This is a genomic window from Acidobacteriota bacterium (assembly GCA_033549365.1).
Classification (GTDB): domain Bacteria; phylum Acidobacteriota; class Aminicenantia; order Aminicenantales; family Saccharicenantaceae; genus JAWSUF01.
In genome coordinates, this window is sequence record JAWSUF010000013.1 from 55,911 (window position 1) to 72,770 (window position 16,860).

Annotated in this window: 16 protein-coding genes; 7 read left to right on the plus strand and 9 right to left on the minus strand. The window is 58.9% G+C overall.

Going from position 1 to position 16,860, the window contains the following annotated elements; genetic code table 11:
* Positions 1–16: 16 nt before the first annotated feature.
* From SCM96_13760 to SCM96_13775, 4 genes are all read left to right on the plus strand, one after another.
* Positions 17–295: a DUF4342 domain-containing protein gene (locus SCM96_13760; GenBank protein MDW7761686.1), complete on the plus strand. Its 279-nt coding sequence runs from the start codon at positions 17–19 to the stop codon at positions 293–295.
* Between the two features lie 156 nt (positions 296–451).
* Entirely contained in the window at positions 452–2,512 is a 2,061-nt protein-coding gene (locus SCM96_13765; GenBank protein MDW7761687.1) for a family 20 glycosylhydrolase, read from the plus strand.
* Between the two features lie 105 nt (positions 2,513–2,617).
* Entirely contained in the window at positions 2,618–3,313 is a 696-nt protein-coding gene (locus SCM96_13770; protein MDW7761688.1) for a hypothetical protein, read from the plus strand.
* Positions 3,306–5,060 carry an amidase gene (locus SCM96_13775; GenBank protein MDW7761689.1) on the plus strand — a complete coding sequence of 585 codons (1,755 nt, stop codon included), beginning with the start codon at positions 3,306–3,308 and terminating at the stop codon, positions 5,058–5,060. Before SCM96_13770 ends, SCM96_13775 begins: the two co-directional genes overlap by 8 nt.
* Positions 5,061–5,101: 41 nt before the next feature.
* Here the strand turns inward: SCM96_13775 and SCM96_13780 are convergent, their stop codons facing one another.
* Both SCM96_13780 and SCM96_13785 read right to left on the minus strand, forming a co-directional pair.
* Positions 5,102–5,506, minus strand: coding sequence for a PIN domain nuclease (locus SCM96_13780; protein MDW7761690.1), 405 nt, complete (start codon positions 5,504–5,506; stop codon positions 5,102–5,104).
* Entirely contained in the window at positions 5,503–5,700 is a 198-nt protein-coding gene (locus SCM96_13785; protein ID MDW7761691.1) for a type II toxin-antitoxin system VapB family antitoxin, read from the minus strand. The genes SCM96_13780 and SCM96_13785 overlap by 4 nt, the downstream gene beginning before the upstream one ends.
* A 69-nt stretch (positions 5,701–5,769) precedes the next feature.
* Here SCM96_13785 and SCM96_13790 point away from each other — a divergent pair, with 69 nt between their 5' ends.
* Positions 5,770–5,925: a PIN domain-containing protein gene (locus SCM96_13790; GenBank protein ID MDW7761692.1), complete on the plus strand. Its 156-nt coding sequence runs from the start codon at positions 5,770–5,772 to the stop codon at positions 5,923–5,925.
* Between the two features lie 42 nt (positions 5,926–5,967).
* On the opposite strand, the gene SCM96_13795 is transcribed toward SCM96_13790, so the two are convergent.
* From SCM96_13795 to SCM96_13810, 4 genes are all read right to left on the minus strand, one after another.
* Positions 5,968–6,180, minus strand: coding sequence for a hypothetical protein (locus tag SCM96_13795; GenBank protein ID MDW7761693.1), 213 nt, complete (start codon positions 6,178–6,180; stop codon positions 5,968–5,970).
* Positions 6,177–6,743, minus strand: coding sequence for a UbiD family decarboxylase (locus SCM96_13800; GenBank protein ID MDW7761694.1), 567 nt, complete (start codon positions 6,741–6,743; stop codon positions 6,177–6,179). Before SCM96_13800 ends, SCM96_13795 begins: the two co-directional genes overlap by 4 nt.
* A gap of 4 nt (positions 6,744–6,747) precedes the next feature.
* Positions 6,748–7,071 (minus strand): hypothetical protein, encoded by a 324-nt coding sequence (locus SCM96_13805; GenBank protein ID MDW7761695.1) that lies wholly within the window; start codon positions 7,069–7,071, stop codon positions 6,748–6,750.
* Positions 7,072–7,180: 109 nt separating this feature from the next.
* Entirely contained in the window at positions 7,181–7,495 is a 315-nt protein-coding gene (locus SCM96_13810; GenBank protein MDW7761696.1) for a hypothetical protein, read from the minus strand.
* Between the two features lie 127 nt (positions 7,496–7,622).
* On the opposite strand from SCM96_13810, the gene SCM96_13815 reads away from it, so the two are divergent.
* Positions 7,623–8,840, plus strand: coding sequence for an ISL3 family transposase (locus SCM96_13815; GenBank protein MDW7761697.1), 1,218 nt, complete (start codon positions 7,623–7,625; stop codon positions 8,838–8,840).
* On the opposite strand, the gene SCM96_13820 is transcribed toward SCM96_13815, so the two are convergent.
* The 3 genes from SCM96_13820 to SCM96_13830 form a co-directional block, all read right to left on the minus strand.
* Positions 8,794–9,402, minus strand: coding sequence for a hypothetical protein (locus SCM96_13820; GenBank protein ID MDW7761698.1), 609 nt, complete (start codon positions 9,400–9,402; stop codon positions 8,794–8,796). The genes SCM96_13815 and SCM96_13820 overlap by 47 nt on opposite strands.
* Positions 9,403–9,674: 272 nt before the next feature.
* Positions 9,675–10,835 (minus strand): FAD-binding oxidoreductase, encoded by a 1,161-nt coding sequence (locus tag SCM96_13825; protein MDW7761699.1) that lies wholly within the window; start codon positions 10,833–10,835, stop codon positions 9,675–9,677.
* Complete coding sequence (locus SCM96_13830; GenBank protein ID MDW7761700.1) at positions 10,832–14,380, minus strand: FAD-dependent oxidoreductase; 3,549 nt, start codon at positions 14,378–14,380, stop codon at positions 10,832–10,834. Before SCM96_13830 ends, SCM96_13825 begins: the two co-directional genes overlap by 4 nt.
* 422 nt (positions 14,381–14,802) lie before the next feature.
* On the opposite strand from SCM96_13830, the gene SCM96_13835 reads away from it, so the two are divergent.
* On the plus strand, positions 14,803–16,842 hold the full coding sequence (locus tag SCM96_13835) for a S9 family peptidase (protein ID MDW7761701.1): 2,040 nt from the start codon (positions 14,803–14,805) through the stop codon (positions 16,840–16,842).
* Positions 16,843–16,860: the final 18 nt, after the last annotated feature.

A 16,860-nucleotide genomic window follows, 5' to 3' on the forward strand; every position in this document is an offset into this window, starting at 1 on the left:
GACGAAGGAGAAAGCCATGACCGAAGAATCCAAAGAAGAACCCAAAAAGGAAAAAACGCGCACCGAAGAGTTTAAGATCAAGGGCACCGAAATCCTCGAAAAAATCAAGGAGATCATCCGCCAGGGCAACGTGCGCCGGATCATCCTGAAAACGGAGGAGGGGAAAACTTTCCTCGAAATTCCGCTCACCGTCGGAATCGTCGGCGTGCTCATCGCCCCGGTCTGGGCGGCCATAGGCGCCGTCGCGGCCCTGGTCTCCAGCCTGACCATCGTCGTCGAAAAAGTCGAGGAGTAGCGCCCCCGGCGGCCGACGGCACCGCCGCCTGCCCACGGCGATTCCCCGGAATCGGATTCGCCGTAAGTCCTTTTGTTTTGGGTTGCACTTCCGCCTGTGATAAAGTGTTTCATCCGGAGTTGCCGGTGAACCTTATTCACAAAACGGAGGCGCGCCATGTCTCGAACCTGGGCGGTATTCTTTTGTATCGCGGCCTTGCTCGGAGCATTCCCGGCATGGAGCGAAACCGGCGGGGGAGAGGCTGATCCGGTGGCGAACCTGATGCCCGTACCGGAATCGGTGACGCGTCTTGACGGCCGCTTCCGCATCGACGAGACGTTTTCGATCGCAGGCGGCGGCGATGCGGCGGACAGGGCCGTTCGCGGCGCCGGACGGTTCATGTCCCGGCTGGCCGGCCGGACCGGGATCTTCTTCAAGCAGGATTTTCTCATTCCGTGGACCGGCAAGGACGCGCCGTCTTTCCGTTACGGCTATGAACGTCCAGGCCGCCTCGAACCGGGGGAGGACGAATCCTATGTCCTGGAGATTCTCCCCGACGGCATCCGTCTTGAAGCTCCGACCGACATCGGCGTCCTGAGGGGGTTCGAAACCCTCCTCCAGCTTCTCGCGGCTGACGAGAAGGGATACTACTTTCCCGCGATCCGGGTCGAGGACCGGCCGCGCTTCACCTGGCGCGGACTTTTGCTTGATCCGGGGCGGCATTTTCTGTCCGTGGGCGCCGTCAAGCGGAATCTGGACGGCATGGCCGCCGTCAAACTGAACGTCCTCCACTGGCACCTGACCGAGGACCAGGGCTTCCGCATCGAATGCCGGACCTTCCCCGGCCTTCACGAAAAAGGCTCGGACGGCCTGTATTACACGCAGGAGCAGGTCCGCGACATCATTGCCTACGCCGCCGACCGGGGCATCCGGGTGATGCCGGAATTCGACATCCCGGGCCATGCGACAAGCTGGTTTGTCGCCCATCCGGAATTGGCCTCGGCGCCCGGACCCTACGGCGTGGAACGGCGATTCGGCGTCTGGACGCCGGCTTTCAATCCCGCCGAAGAAAACGTCTATGCTTTCCTGGACAAGTTTTTCGCGGAAATGAGCGAACTCTTTCCCGACCCCTATCTGCACATCGGGGGAGATGAGGTCGACGGAAAAGCCTGGGACGCCAATCCCGGAATCCAGGCGTTCAAGAAAAAAATGGGCTTTGCGGACAACCATGCCCTGCAGGCCTATTTCAACACGAGAATCCTGGAGATTCTTGAGCGGCACGGGAAGATCATGGTCGGCTGGGACGAGATCTTCCTGCCCGATCTTCCCCAGGGGATTGTCATTCATTCCTGGCGCGGGCCGGATGCGCTGGCCGAGGCGGCCCGGAAAGGCTATCGGGGGATTCTTTCGCACGGATATTATATCGACCTCTGCCGGCCGGCCGAATTCCACTATCTCAACGACCCTCTGCCCGAAGGAAGCACGCTGACGGAAGAGGAAAAAGCCCGCGTGCTCGGCGGAGAAGCGACGATGTGGGGGGAACTCGTATCCGAAGAAACCGTGGACTCGCGGATCTGGCCGCGAACGGCGGCCATCGCCGAGAGATTGTGGTCGCCCGCTTCCGTCCGGGACGTCGAGGACATGTATCGGCGGCTCGAACATGCCGGGCTGCGATTGGAAGAGCACGGCCTCACCCATATCAAGAATCAGGACATGTTGTTGAGGCGGCTGGCCGGGCGCGCGGACATCCAACCGCTGAAGACGCTGGCTTCGGTGACGGAGCCGCTCAAGAGATACCAGCGCCATTCCCAGGGGATGACCTACACGACGCTTTCGCCCCTGACGCGGTTTGTCGACGCCTGCGCCCCGGAATCCATGACCGCCCGGGAATTCCGGCGCGATGTGGACTTGTTTCTCGAAAACCGCGACGACGATGCGGCTGGACGGATAACGGCCCGTCTCGCTCTCTGGAGAACCGTACCCCATTCGCTGCAGGAATATTTGGAGGCTTCGCCGTCCCTCCGGGAGATCGGCCCGCTCGCGGAGGCCCTGGCCGACGCGGCGTCCGTGGGACTCCAGGCGATGGAACGGCTCGAGAAACATCAAACACCCAGAGCGGCCTGGATCAAGGACAAGCTCGACCGGCTGGGTAAGGCCGCAGGACCGAAAGCCCATGCCGAACTGGCCGTCGTCTTCGGCATCGAAAAACTCCTCAAGGCACTTGAAAGAACACCCTGAAGTTGGCCGGATCCGGAAAAGACGGTTATAATTAATTTTGCCGAGCGCAGAGCTTAACCGGGATATCCGCGGATCGGCGGATGATACAAACTCACGGAATATGACATGAAACCGAGCCCGACGAAAAGACAGGCGCTTCTCATCAAGCTTCGATGGACCGCCGTGTTCTATTCCATCGCGGCCGGCGTTTTGAGCGCCGTTTACTTCGTCCTGCGGCAACGCTTCAAGGACGGATTCTGGGGTTTCGATTTCTACCTGACGAACAAGGCCTTTTCCATCGCCTCGCTCTTTTTGATCGGCCTGTCGATGGCCCTTTCGGGATTGCGGTATTTCGGGAAGGTCTCTCCGGAAAAATTCGCCCTGAGAAAACACCTGGGACTGGCCGGATTTTTCCTGGGTCTGGCGCACGGAGTCGCCTCCCACGTGCTGATCCCCGAAGAGTTCCCCTGGCCGGGCTGGGTTCTGGAAAATTTGTGGTCGTCTTTACCGGCTTTCGCGGCGCTTCTGGTTTTCACCCTGATGGCGATCGCTTCGAGCGCCAAAGTCAAAGGCCGGATGGGTGGCGAAAGATGGCGGTTGTTTCTCAGGTATGGAGGCTATGCAGCCCTGATCATGGTTGCCGCGCATGCCGGCATCCTCAAATGGGAAAGCTGGGTGAAGTACATGGGATCGTTTTCCTCCGTCCTGCCGTCCCTGAGCCTTCCGGCCGTCGTCTTCTGCTTTTTTGTTGTGGTTCTGAGACTGGCGATGGCTTACAGCAAACGAAGGCGGAATCTTCGAAAAGGAGGATCTTATGGATGATCATCGAGAACGCACCGATGACGGCATGTTGGGGATCAACCGACGCCGATTCCTGGGCTACTTTGCGGCCACCGGACTTGGCGGCACGCTTCTCCCGGGAGCGCTCCTTGCCGTGGCCCGGGACGTAGCGGAGATCACTCCCGATATGGTCGCCGCAGCGGCCGAAATCGCCGGGCTGCCCCTCTCCGAAGAGGCCCGGAAGCAGATCGCGGAAGGGCTGAACAGAAAAACCGGTCTTCGTCAAAGCTTTGCCGCCCTGCGCGATATGAACCTCGGCAACGATACGCCGTCGGCCCTGGTGTTCAATCCCGTCCTTCCCGGGACGAAACTTCCAGCGGGCCGGTCGGCGCTTTATCTGTCCCAGGTCCGCGTCAAACCGCCCGAAACGGACGAAGACCTGGCCTTCCTGCCGGTCACTCATCTTTCCGCCCTCCTCAAGAGTCGGAAGATCACCTCGATGCGGTTGACCCGGCTCTATCTCGAACGTCTCAAGACATACGATCCGATTCTCCACTGTGTGGTCACTCTGACCGAGAACCTGGCTCTGGATCAGGCTGAACGTGCCGACAGGGAGATTGCCCAAGGGAAATACCGGGGACCGCTCCACGGCATTCCCTGGGGGGCGAAGGACCTCCTGGCGGTCAAGGGATACAAAACGACCTTTGGAGCATCGCCCTATCAAGACCATGTGATCGATGAAGACGCGACCGTATACACCCGCCTTACGGAAGCCGGAGCCGTTCTCGTCGCCAAGCTGACCCTCGGAGCACTGGCCATGGGCGACCGCTGGTTTGGGGGAATGACACGCAGTCCCTGGGACCCGGAGAATCCCAAGCAGGGCTCGAGCGGGTCGTCGGCCGGGCCGGCCTCGGCCGTCGCCGCCGGACTTGTGCCGTTCGCCATCGGGTCGGAGACGCGAGGTTCGATCATCTCTCCGGCAAGCCGGTGCGGCGTCACGGGTCTTCGGCCGACCTTCGGCCGGGTCAGTCGACATGGGGCGATGGCCCTGAGCTGGACCATGGACAAGATCGGGCCGCTCTGCCGGACGGCCGAGGACTGCGCCCTCGTCCTTCACACGATCCAGGGACCGGACGGCAAAGACAACACCGTCCTCGATGTGCCCTTTTCCTGGGACGGGGGACGCGACGTCCGGAAGCTCCGGGTGGGTTACCTGAAGTCCGCCTTCGAAAGAGAAATCCCCGAGGACCCGAAATTCCCCGAGCGAAGCCGGCGGATGAGCGAGATTCAGAAGTTCAATCGCGACGCCCTGGAAGTTCTGAGGTCTCTCGGTGTCGAGCCGGTTCCGGTCGAATTACCCAAGATGACCTCCGGCCCTATGGACTTTCTGTTGACGACCGAGGCCGCCGCCGCCTTTGACGACCTCATCCGCAGCGGGAATCTTGATATGATGTCAGAGGAACCCGAGCGCAGCGCCTGGGTCGGGTCTTTCCGCCTCCACTCTCTTGTCCCGGCCGTTCAGTACATCCAGGCCAACCGGGCCCGTTACAGGCTGATGCAGGCTTACCATGAATTTTTCGAAACGATCGATGTCCTGATCGGAAGCGCCCTGGGGCCGACCAACCTCACCGGCCACCCGGAGACGGCCTTCCCTCACGGCTTTGACTCAAATGGCCAGCCGGCCGTCCTGCGCCTGACGGGCAAACTTTTCGGCGAATTCGACATTTTGCTCCTGGCCCATGCCTTCCAACAGAAGACGGATTTCCACCTGAAGCGCCCCGGAATCTGAGGGTTGAGATGAGAAGGTCTTGACGGAGGTTTCCCGCATGGTTAGGGTCCGCCCCAAATCTTGAGCGGTGCGACCCGGGCGATACGGTCAAAATCGGAATCGTTATGGAGAAGATGAAGGCCGTGCTCGATCGCCGTCCGGGCGATCAGGCAATCGACCGAGCTTCCGACGGACAGGCCTTTTTTGCGGAGAGAGCGGAAAAGAGCCGCGGCCGCCGCGTACGAATCCAGTCCGCCTTTCAGCTCATAGATCGTCTGGGTCTCGAGATATTCGTGAAGCCTTTCGAAATCCCTGTCCGTGGCCGCGCCCTGAAGGACCTCCAGGCAAGTGATCGGGCTGATTCCGAAGGGGATGCCGTCGTCGAGGGCTTTGCTGAGGCGGTCGACGGCGGCGTTCTCCCGGCCTTCCAGGAAATCGATGAGCACGGAAGAATCGACGAGGATCACCCAAGCCTCAGCTTCTTGTAGTCGTAGCCTTCAGCGAAGCGGACCTTGCCCCTGAGATCTCGAAGGTCCTTCCTCTTCAGGGCCAGAACGTATTCCTCCAGAGCTTTGTGGACGACCTCCCGCTTCGTTTTCAGTTTGGACAAGGCCATGGCTTCCTCCACGAGCCGATCGTCGATGACGATGTTCGTCCTCATCATATACACCTCAATGTGTGTATCATAAGGTGTATAACGGCCGATGTCAAGGCCGGAACAAGCGGGGACATGGCCGAGGCGGCCCGCCTCAAAGCGGTCCATGCCCTGTTTTTCGCCGACTGTTTCGCGGCGGCAACCGCTATTCGCGAGCGCGCTACGCTCGTCACGGGGGACAGGGAGTTCGAAAAGCTCGGCCGGGCTGTGATTATCGACTGGCTCGAATAAAGTCCGTCGGCGAACCCTGCCCGGCGATCGGTGGCGGGCGGGTCAGGATAGAAAACGGACGCGGCGCTTTCGCGGTCCTAAGGGGATGAAGTTTTCCCGCTCGGCCTTTTCGATCCGCCTGAGAGCCAACTCCAGCAGGATTTCTTTCTTTTCGGGATCCCGCGCCGTTGTTTTTCGGTATCTTCCGAGACCGAGACGATCGCGAAGAAGCAACATCTCGACGGCCGACGGCCGCGATCGCGGAGTCTCGGTCATGAGGATGCTCTCCCTTTGATCTCGCGCAGTTCAGCTAGAGTGTCGTTTTCAGAGCGGGAGGCTTTTTCTTCGAGATACGGCCAATCCAATCCCTCTCCGTACCTGGCGATCAGCAATTGGGTCATCTCGCAGTCGATCTCGGATTTCCAGTGCTTGCAGGCGTTCAGGCGATCGATGATCAGGTCCTCGAGGCCGATCACCACACAGAAAAGCCCCTCATCGAGTTCGACGGTTTCTCGAGGAGCCTCCTCTCCGGATAATCCTGAAGCCGGTGCTTCGACTGCAATATCCAGGCCGCGGTGGATCCAGTAGCGGCCCGATGTCTCGAAACCCAACTCCTTCATGACGTCATCCAAAGCGTCGCGATCGGCATAGGCCAGATCGATATCGGCCGTAAAATAGACATCCCGGGTGTAGTAGGAGAGAGCCAACCCTCCGATCAGCACCGGCGCCGGCTTCCCCCTGTCTTCGAGCGCCTTGGTGATCAAGCCGGTCATGAGAAGCTGGCGGGCCAAGGGGGCTTCCGTCGTGCCGATCTTGTTCAGGATGTGCTTGATGTTCACGATGTTATGACTTGGGCTTTTTCTCTTTGCCCTTTTCGGGGGCTTTCTTCGGCTTTTTGTCTTTGCCGCTTTCTTTTTCTTTCTTTGGGGCAGCGGCCCGTTCCGCCTTTCTCAGCGCATTTTCTTCCGTGATCTTGTCGTTGGCGGCAAACAGCCTCAGCCTATTATCCGCGGCTTTGATGTCGGCTTTAATTTTTCTTACGAGTGTGTCTTTGTCGGTCTCAGGAGATGCCATCCCTTTTCCATTCAGGAAAGCCAGCCGATTTTGGAGTTTTTGTTCGAAAGATGCCTTCTGTCGCACCAGCATCTGTTTCCGCTTTGATTCCACGTTCTCCTCCTTGCCGAATTAGAAGCAATCCCAGTCCAATTCCGAATGCTAAATTATATATATATCAGGATTTCCGCCAAAAAGCCATGAACATTCCCGCGGGGATGATCTATTTCAGTTTTTCCTGGCCGGCGAATTTCCGGTAAGGCGAGAGGAGGGGCAGGATCGCCGAGTCCTCCTCGGTCGTCTTCTTCAAGACCATCCGGGTCAGAAGCTCGCCCAGGCCGGGGCCGAGCATGAAGCCCTGTCCGCTATCATCTTGCCGATTTCTGTTTTGTGTAATCGACTTCCGATTGAGCTGATAGACATTGATAATCAATTGATTGGCATTTTCATCCACCATCGGATCTCCGCCATGGATGCAATACAACAGATCATTTTTCCCCGCCAACAGCAGATCGTCCAGATAAATAACTTCATCCAAAGAAAAATTGTTCTCGATATTATAAAAAAGGGTTCTCTTCCATTTTGTGTGGGTTGACGTGATTTAAGGAGAAACAAAGGCCGTGATAAGATTTGAGGCGAATCCCACGATGAAAGGATACGCCTTGATGAATGAACTCAGTTTGTTTACTTTGGCCCTTGGGCTCACCGACCCTTGGCAGGTCTCCGACATCAAATTTTCCAAGGAAGAAGGACGGCTTGATCTCAGGATCGACTTCGCCAAGGGAGCAAAATTTCCGTGTCCCTCTTGCCAAGAGACGAAGGAAGGCGAAGTCCACGACACTCTGGATCGGACATGGCGGCATCTCAACTTCTTCCAGTATGAGACGTATCTGCATGCGCGGGTGCCGCGGATCCGATGCGGAACCTGTGGGGTCAAGCAAGTCGATGTGCCGTGGGCCCGGCCCGGGAGCGGCTTTACGCTTCTCTTCGAGCTTCTGGTTCTGTCGCTCTGCCGGGAGATGTCGGTTGCGGCGGTGGCGGACCTGACAAAAGAACATGCCAATCGGCTGTGGCGGATCTTGAACCATTACGTCGAGCGGGCCCGCCAAGCTGTCGATTTGAGCGGTTTTCATCAGCTGGGGATCGATGAGTTCTCGATTCGCAAGGGTCATGTCTACATGACATCGTTCGGCGATCTCGAGGCATCCCGGGTCATCTTCCTGGGAGAGGGCCGGAAAAAAGGTGTGGTCGAGGCGTTTATCGAGGATCTTCGGTTGCGGGGAATCGATCCGGGCCGGATCGATGTCATCTGTTGCGACATGTGGGATCCGTATCTGAACGGGATCGGGACGTTCTTGAGCAAGGCCGTGGTCGTTTTCGACCGATTCCATGTCATGAACCAGATCAACAAGGCTCTTGAGGCGGTTCGCCGGGAGGAGCAGAGGGAAAACGCGGTGCTGAAAAACAGCCGGTTTCTCTGGTTGAAAAACCCGAAGAATCTGACAACCCGACAAGAAGCCCGGCTGGCGGAATTGAAACGGCTGGACTTGCGAACGGCGCGGGCTTATCAGATTAAGTTGGCGCTGGCGCGCTTTTGGGAGATTGCCGATCCGGGCGATGCGGTGGCCTATTTGAAACGCTGGTGCTTTTGGGCAACGCACAGTTGGCTTCAACCGGTGATTCAAGCGGCGAGGACGATCAAGCGGTATTGGAAGGGCGTTGTCAACTTCTTCAACGTCCGGGTTACGAACGGGATGGTCGAAGGCCTGAACTCGAAGATCAAAACCGCTATGAAACGCGCTTACGGATTCAAACATGTCGCTTATCTTCGAACCATCATTTATCTCGTTGCTGGCAAACTAACCTTTGACTACCCACAGTAAATGGAAGAGAACCGTTTTTTATCATGAATTCATTCAAAGACATACCGGCAATCTTTTTGAAATAGAAAGAGAGATATGGAGGAGACCATTCGGTTTCTCGAGCCAGGGTATTTCTGTTTATGCCAATCCCATCATGAAAAATGATTTTTTTTTGAATCTCGACCACCTTGTCTAAAGGTGAGTATAGCGGAATATGGCCAATATTTTCCTTTAAAAGACCGAGGGAATTCATAAAAAGCGGAAACCATTCGCCAATATCGGGATTAGAAAAAGAATGAGAATCGTTGTTATTAATATGTTGAATAACATATTGTCCACCGTCTTCTCCGCCGTTGATAAATATCCGCCTGATTAACACAATTGGAATGGGTGGCTTTTTCCCCAACAAAGAAAACCAAGTGCTGCAGAGATCAGGAAAACATTCATAATGACAAAACATGATAATGGCATCTATGTCATTTATCTTTCCTGATTTTTGTGTAGGCATATTAACGCTTCCACCAAATCCGCATTTTAGTCTGGCGAATTGTGACTTATATCCAAAAATGGCAATATTTTTCACGCCCCTCATAACGATCTTACATTCCCTCATCGTCGGAAACATCGTTTCTTTCAATTCAAATAAAGCTGGTTTACGACTCTAGACAACACAATCCATCTTTTTACCATATTAGTCGCGCCGGAACCTTATTTGTCGGATTCCTCTGATTTATAAAAAGGAGAACTTGTCGTAGGGGAAGAGCTGGAGAAAGTTTCATTTCTCGTCGGGTCGATCGTCCGAGACGGATTCAATTCAACTTAGGCCCATGGGCAGGCGGATTGAGAGACCACGATCTACTTCAGCTTTTCCTGGCCGGCGAATTTCCGGTAAGGCGACAGCAGAGGCAGGATCGCCGAGTCCTCCTCGGTCGTCTTCTTCAGGACCATCCGGGTCAGGAGCTCGCCCAGCCCGGGGCCGAGCATAAAGCCCTGGCCGCACATCCCGACAGCCTGGAGAAAGCCCTCGACCTCGGCCGACCAGCCGACGATGGGAAATCCGTCAGGCGTCATCGGGTAGAGGCCCCGCCACGTCCGCCGGACGCGGAGATTCTTGAGGCGGGGGATGAGGCCAACCATGCGCTTGGCGACCATGGGCAGGAAGGAACTCGTATCCCGCGTGTCGAAACCCACAAAGGGCGGATTGGGCGTGATGCAGAAGATGACCTGTCCCGTGTCGTGCTGGTAGAAGTAATAGTTCGCCGAACCCGCAACCGGCCGGATGTCGACGACCATGGGCTCGAGAAAACGGGCCACGGCTTCCGTGACGGCCGCTTCGTGGGAGTCCGGATTCACGGGAAGATCCATGCCGGCCAGGCGGGCTGTTTCCGCACCCCAGGGCCCGGCGGCGTTGAGGACGACCTCGGCGCCGTAGACGGCCTTGTCGGTCCGCACTCCCGTGACACGGCCGCCTTCGATCACGAGATCGGTGACCTTCTCGTTGAAACGGAACTCGGCGCCGAGGCTTTTCGCGCGCTTGTAGAAGGCCCAGGCGGCCAGCAGGGGAGAGGCGCTCCCGTCGTCGGGGGAAAACGTCCCGCCGATGAGCCCGTTCGGATTGATGCCCGAAACGACTTCGGCCAGTTCCTTCGGTTCGAGCCAGCCGATGTTGAGGCCGTAGGTTTTCTGAACGGTCAGAAGATCCTTGAGGATTTTCTCCTCCTCGGGCCTGTAGGCGACGAAACTGTAGCCGCCCTTGCGCCATTCGATCTTATCGCCGTAAAGGGTTTCCCACTGGGAGAAGATTTCCAGGCTGCGCAGGCAGAGGCGGATTTTCGCGGGATCGGAATGAGTGGCCCGGAGGCCGCCGATCGCCGTTTTGTTCGCCCCCTGGCCCACGCTCGGGAATCGGTCGAGAACGAGGGTTTTCAACCCGGCTTCGGCCAGGGATACGGCCGCGGGCGCGCCGACGCTGCCCGCGCCGATGACGATGACATCCCATGTCTTCGCGGCGGTCATTGGTCCTTCTCCTCTTCAATTCCGGCGAAGGCCCCGAGCGGGACCTCGATGAACAGCGGGCGTTTCGGCTGGTCGACGATCTCGGACATCGGCACCCCTTCCTCGCGGAAAAGCCGGTGGATGAGCGGCGTGCAGGTCTTGGCCCCGCAGGCGCCCATGCAGGCCCGGGTGACGGCCTTGATCTGGTTGATGTCGCGTTCTCCGTCGCGGATCAGGCCGCGGATCTCTCCGGCCGTGACCCGCTCGCAGCGGCAGACGATGGTTTCGTCGGGGGTGACTTCGGGCATGACCGTGGCGATGGGTTCGGTCACGGATTCGGGCTGGACCCGGATGCCGCCGATCCGGGGCGCGATGTCCGGCTCGGTCTCGACGACGACCATGTGGGCCTTGTCCTGAATCGGACTTTTCTTGGCCGCACGGTTTCCCGGATCGAGACCCGGCAGGCATTCGCCGATCGTTCCGCAGCCGAGGCAGCGGCCCGCTTCGATCAGGGCGGCTTCCTCCGTCAGCGTCTTGACGATCTCGACCATGCTGTCGATGCGATCCGCAACGGGGACCTCTTCTTCCTTGACCCGGGGGACCCGGGGGGCATTGTCCCGCAGCGTTTCCGGCGCCTTGGGTTTTTCTTCGCGGCGGCCGGCGTCGATGTCCACACCTCTCAGGAAGCGGTCGATGGATTCCGCCGCTCTCTTTCCGGAGCCGAAGGCGGCGACAACGGTATCGGCCCCGGTCGCGGCGTCGCCCCCGGCGAAGATTCCGCCGGGGTTCGTCAACTGGGTCACGGGGTCGGCCAGGATGTTTCCCCACTTGGTCATCGCCAGACCTTCGGACAGGCGTCCGAGCGATGTCTGCTGACCGATGGCCGGAATCACGGTGTCGAAGGGCATTTCGAATTCGGAACCGGGAACGGGAACGGGCCGGGCCCGGCCGGAGGCGTCGGGTTCGCCGAGTTTCATGCGGATGAGACGGACACCCTCGACATGAACGTTCGAACCCACGATGGCTTCGGGGGCGACGAGAAAGTCGAACTGGATGCCCTCGTCTTGGGCCTGCTTGACCTCCCAGTCATGCGAGGGCATCTGTTCGCGCGATCGGCGGTAGAGGATGCGAACCTCCGAGGCTCCCAGGCGACGGGCGACGCGGGCCGAGTCGATGGCCGAGTTGCCGCCGCCGATGATGGCGACGCGTCCGCTGAGCCGGGCCAGGTCGCCGGATTTCACCCGGCGGAGGAACTCGAGCATATCGATGACGCCTTCGAGATCTTCGCCGGGAATGCCGGCGCTTGTCGCCTTGAGGGCGCCGGGGGCCATAAACACAGCCGCGTAGCCCTGCTTGAGCAGATCGTCGACGTTTTCGATCCGCGTCCCTGTTTTGAATTCGATCCCCTGGCGGGCCAGGCATTCGAGTTCGTAGTCCAGGACGTCGTCGGGCAGCCGATAGGCCGGGATGCCCAGGCGAAGGAGCCCGCCGGCCTTTTCATGGGCCTCGAAGACGGTCACGGCGTATCCGCGATGGGCGAGCTCGTTGGCGCAGGCCAGTCCGGCCGGGCCGGAGCCGATGACGGCGATGCGTTGCGGCCGGGTCACGGGAAGCGGCTTGATGTCGGGCGCGTTTTCGCGGGCCCAGTCGGCGACGAAGCGCTTGAGGGCGCAGATGGCCACGGGCTCGTCGATCTCCTTGCGGAGGCAGCCGTCCTCGCAGGGGTGGTAACAGACGCGGCCGCAGACACCCGGAAGGGGAAGGTCGCGGCGGATGAGGTCGATGGCCGCGGCGAATTGGCCTTTGCCGATGAGCTGGATATATCCCTGGGCCCGGACGTCGGCCGGACAGGACATGCGGCAGGGGGAACGTCCGGAGCGGTCGAGAATGTCCAGGACTTTGGCCTGTCCCAGAGGCTCGCCTTTCCAGCCGACGACGGCCACGCTGTCGCCGATTTCGAAGTTGAGGGGCAGTTCGAAGGGGAGGGTCACCCGGGCTTTGCCGGAAGCCCTCGTCGTCATATCGACGAGAGAAATGGCCAGGCCGGGGCAGTTGGCCACGCATTTGCTGCAGCCGACGCAATCGCCGTCGAATTCGGGCCTCTGAAGGATGTCGCCCGAGGGCATCTTGAGGGCCTGTTGAGGGCAGACCACGGAACAGGGATTGCAGGGGATGGTCTCCAGGCAGCCGATGACCGGGTAAATCTCTTTTTTGGGTCCGCCGCCGTTTCCGTCCATGATCCGGACGGGAAAGTCCTGGCGGCCCGGATGGGACTTCAGAAGCTGCGTCATGTTTTCCCAGGCTTCGGGAATTTCGACGTCTTTTCCCAGGTTGCGGGCGATACGGCGCCCGGTTACGCGGCCGGAGAACATGGCCGCCGAGGCTTCGGCGATTTCCTCGGCGTCGCCCGCAAGATAGGAGTCCAGGCCGATGTTTTTAGCGGTTTCGTGGAATTCGCTCACGCGGTCGAGCCCGACGGCGATGAGCAGAGTGTCACAGGCATAGGTTTTGTGGGTGCCGGGAAGGATCTTCCAGTTCTCATCGACGCCGGCTACCGTCACGGATTCGATGGCCTCTTTTCCGTTGGCGGAGACGACGCTCGTCCGCGTGTAAATGGGAACGCCCATGCGTCGGATCTTGTCGGCATGGACCCAGTATCCGCCGACATCGGGGAGAGCTTCACACAGGCCGACGACGGCAATTCCGGCCTGGAGTGCATGGTAGGCGGCAATGAGTCCGACGTTTCCGCCGCCGACGATAAAAAGCTTTTCGGAGGGACGGACGAGGTCGCGGTTGAGGAGAGTCTGAAAGGCGCCGGCGCCGTAGACGCCCGGCAGATCGCAGCCGGGGAAATTCAGCGCTTTTTCCCGGGCGCCGGCCGCAACAAGCAGGCTTTTCGGTGTGATCAGGCGGTAGCGGTCGTCCGAGGCCACGCCGACCTTCTTGTCGGAGAAGACACCGACGGCCACGCTCGAGGTCATCACCCGGATGTCGGGGCGTTTGGCGACTTCGTCGGCCAGGATGCCTGCGATTTCGATGCCCCGGGTTCCGGCGTAGCATTCGGCGGCGGCGCCGAAGAAGAGATGGGTCTGGAGAACGAGCTTGCCGCCGAGTTCGGATTTGTCGTCGACCAGGATGACGGACAGCCCGGCGTCGGCCGCCTCGATGGCCGCGCCCATGCCCGCCGGACCGCCTCCGACGACCAGGAGGTCGCAGGACAGGTCCTCGATCCCGGACATTTTCAGATCCGAGCTCGAAACGGCGGGGAGTTCGGGGAAACCCTGGAGGGGGAGGACTTTCATGCCCTCCTTGATGGGAACCATGCAGGCTTTGACGGGCAGACCGTCGGCGATCACCATGCACTGGGAGCATTGACCGTTGGCGCAGAAAATGCCCTGGGGGGATCCGTCCTTGTGATGGGTTCCGAAGATCCGGATGCCGTGGGCGAAGAGGGCGCTGGAAATCATTTCGCCTTTTTGGCCGGTAAGCGGCTTGCCGGCGAAGAAGAAACGGACCTCTTCGACTTCGGGAATGCGGAGAATGGGGTGTTCGTTGACGCGGCTCATGATCAACTCGCTTTCATAGATGATTTCGCTAAAAAAGCAAACAATTCTTAAGTGAAATATTATACATCAGCCCTCATAGAGAGGCAAACTGATTCAGTCCGCGGAGAAAACCGCGAACCCCAACGGGATCTCTGTTGGCAGGGAATTATAACATAACTTTTCGACCGGAATTGATTTTTCATTCAAATGCCGCAAAATTCGTGTTAAGATTCTTATCTCGTGACGATATTCCAGGCCCGTCAATCCTGTTCTGCCGAAATCGCGCCGGTTTTCATATCCCATCTCTTTGTTAATGACCTGTTTTCTGAATCGGATAAATTCCGGGTTTACAACCGGCGGACAAGTCCGCGAATTGCATCAAGGCGCATGGCACCTGGCGGTCTTGCGGGGGATGTTTAAAATTTTTGAGGGAGATAAATACAATGAGAAAACCGTTATTCATCGTTTTGGCTGTTCTAATCCTGACGATGTCCGCTGTGTCCGAACAGGCGGCCAAACCCGTCCGTCTTCTGGACCTGGACACATTCATGGAAATGGAATCCGTCGGCAGCCCTCTGATTTCTCCCGACGGTCGCCACATCCTGTTCACCCGAAGCTTCGTCGACAAAATGAGCGACCAGAGGCGGAGCAATCTCTGGATCGTCGATCCCGACGGCCGGAGAGTCCGGGAATTGACTCACGGAGACTGGCGGGATTTCGCGCCGGTCTGGTCTCCGGACGGAAAGAGGATCGCCTTCCTGTCCGATCGCGATAAATCCGTCCAGATCCATGTTCTCTGGTTGGACACGCGCGATGTGGCCCAGCTCACACGCCTCGAAAGAGCCCCTCAGAACATCGCCTGGTCGCCCGACGGCAAACAGCTCGCTTTCACTTATTTCCTGCCTGACGAAACATCGATCCTGCCCGTGAAGCTTCCCAAGCGGCCGTCAGGCGCCAAATGGGCCGATCCCGCAATCGTCGTGGACCGCCTGACCTGGCAGAGCGACGGCCGGGGTTATCTGCCCAGGGGAAACAACCAAATTTTCACGATCGACGCCGTCCTCGGCGGAACGCCGCGACAAATCACGTCGGGTGACTATTCCCACGGATCCCCCGAATGGTCGGGAGACGGGCGGACGATCTTTTTTTCGGCCATTCGCAAGCCGGACGCCGAATATCTTCGCGGCGACACCGAAATCTACGCCGTGGATCTCAAATCCCTCGAAATCCGCACCCTCACCGACCGCAAGGGCCCGGACGGTAATCCGATGGTCTCTCCCGACGGAAAATGGATCGCCTACACCGGTTACGACGACCGCGACTACACGAGCCACCTTTCGAGCCTTTATCTCATGGATTCCGGCGGAGGACGGAAGAAGATGCTGGCCGGCGATCTGCCCAGTTCGCCGCGAAACATCTTCTGGGCCTTTGACGGCTCAGGCCTCTATTACCTCATGGCCGAGAGAGGGGAGTCCAACCTCTATTTTGTGGCGCTCGACGGCCGGAAATCGAAAATCACCCAGGGCGTCCACGTCATCCAGGCCCTTTCTCTGGCCCGGGACGGCCGGGCCGCGGCCGTCGTGACGGATTTCCATAATCCGGGCACTCTGGTGACATTCACCCTGAACCGCCCCCGCGACTTCCGGACGCTCGTCGATGTCAACACCGATGTTCTGGACGGAATCCAACTGGGCCGGGTCCAGGAGCTTCTTTTCAAGGCACCGGACGGTCTCGAAAGCCAGGGCTGGCTCATCAAGCCCGCCGACTTCGACCCCGAAAAGAAATATCCGATGCTTCTCTATATTCACGGCGGACCCTGGTCGATGTACAACGTGGGCTTCAACTGGGCCTGGCAGAATTTCGCCGCCAACGGTTATGCCGTCCTTTATACGAACCCCCGGGGCAGCACGGGCTACGGACAGGATTTCGTGAACGGCATTCAGTATTCCTACCCGGGAAAGGACTATGATGATCTCATGGCCGGGGTCGACGCCGCCCTGGCGCTGGGCTTCATCGATAAGGACAATCTCTTCGTCTGCGGCGGAAGCGGCGGAGGCGTGCTGACGGCCTGGATCGTCGGCCACACCGACCGTTTCCGCGCGGCCGTCTCCATGCGGCCGGTCATCAACTGGCATTCCTTCGTCGGGACGACGGACGGACCCAACTGGTATCGCCAGTTCCGAAAATTCCCCTGGGAAGATCCCATGGAATACGCCGTCCGTTCGCCCCTTCATTACGTCGGGAACGTCAAAACCCCGACCATGGTCATGACCGGGGAGGCCGACCTGAGAACCCCCATGACCCAGAGCGAGGAATATTACCGGGCGCTCAAGATGCTGAAGGTGGATACGCTTCTTGTCCGCATGCCCGAGGAATATCACGGCTGGCGTCGCCCGTCCCACCAGCTCCTTCAGCAGCTCTATCTTCAGGCCTGGTTCGAAAAATACCGGGTCGGTAAAAGCGCTACGGTAGAGACGCGTTAACACAGACGGGAAGAGAGT

What these genes read in the sequence shown, in the direction of transcription:
- SCM96_13815 (MDW7761697.1), top strand. Translation starts at nt 7,623, where the DNA reads ATGAATGAACTCAGTTTGTTTACTTTGGCCCTTGGGCTCACCGACCCT.
- SCM96_13825 (MDW7761699.1), bottom strand. Translation starts at nt 10,835, where the DNA reads ATGACCGCCGCGAAGACATGGGATGTCATCGTCATCGGCGCGGGCAGC.
- SCM96_13770 (MDW7761688.1), top strand. Translation starts at nt 2,618, where the DNA reads ATGAAACCGAGCCCGACGAAAAGACAGGCGCTTCTCATCAAGCTTCGA.
- SCM96_13835 (MDW7761701.1), top strand. Translation starts at nt 14,803, where the DNA reads ATGAGAAAACCGTTATTCATCGTTTTGGCTGTTCTAATCCTGACGATG.
- SCM96_13795 (MDW7761693.1), bottom strand. Translation starts at nt 6,180, where the DNA reads ATGACCGAGACTCCGCGATCGCGGCCGTCGGCCGTCGAGATGTTGCTT.
- SCM96_13765 (MDW7761687.1), top strand. Translation starts at nt 452, where the DNA reads ATGTCTCGAACCTGGGCGGTATTCTTTTGTATCGCGGCCTTGCTCGGA.
- SCM96_13785 (MDW7761691.1), bottom strand. Translation starts at nt 5,700, where the DNA reads ATGAGGACGAACATCGTCATCGACGATCGGCTCGTGGAGGAAGCCATG.
- SCM96_13790 (MDW7761692.1), top strand. Translation starts at nt 5,770, where the DNA reads ATGGCCGAGGCGGCCCGCCTCAAAGCGGTCCATGCCCTGTTTTTCGCC.
- SCM96_13760 (MDW7761686.1), top strand. Translation starts at nt 17, where the DNA reads ATGACCGAAGAATCCAAAGAAGAACCCAAAAAGGAAAAAACGCGCACC.
- SCM96_13775 (MDW7761689.1), top strand. Translation starts at nt 3,306, where the DNA reads ATGGATGATCATCGAGAACGCACCGATGACGGCATGTTGGGGATCAAC.
- SCM96_13830 (MDW7761700.1), bottom strand. Translation starts at nt 14,380, where the DNA reads ATGAGCCGCGTCAACGAACACCCCATTCTCCGCATTCCCGAAGTCGAA.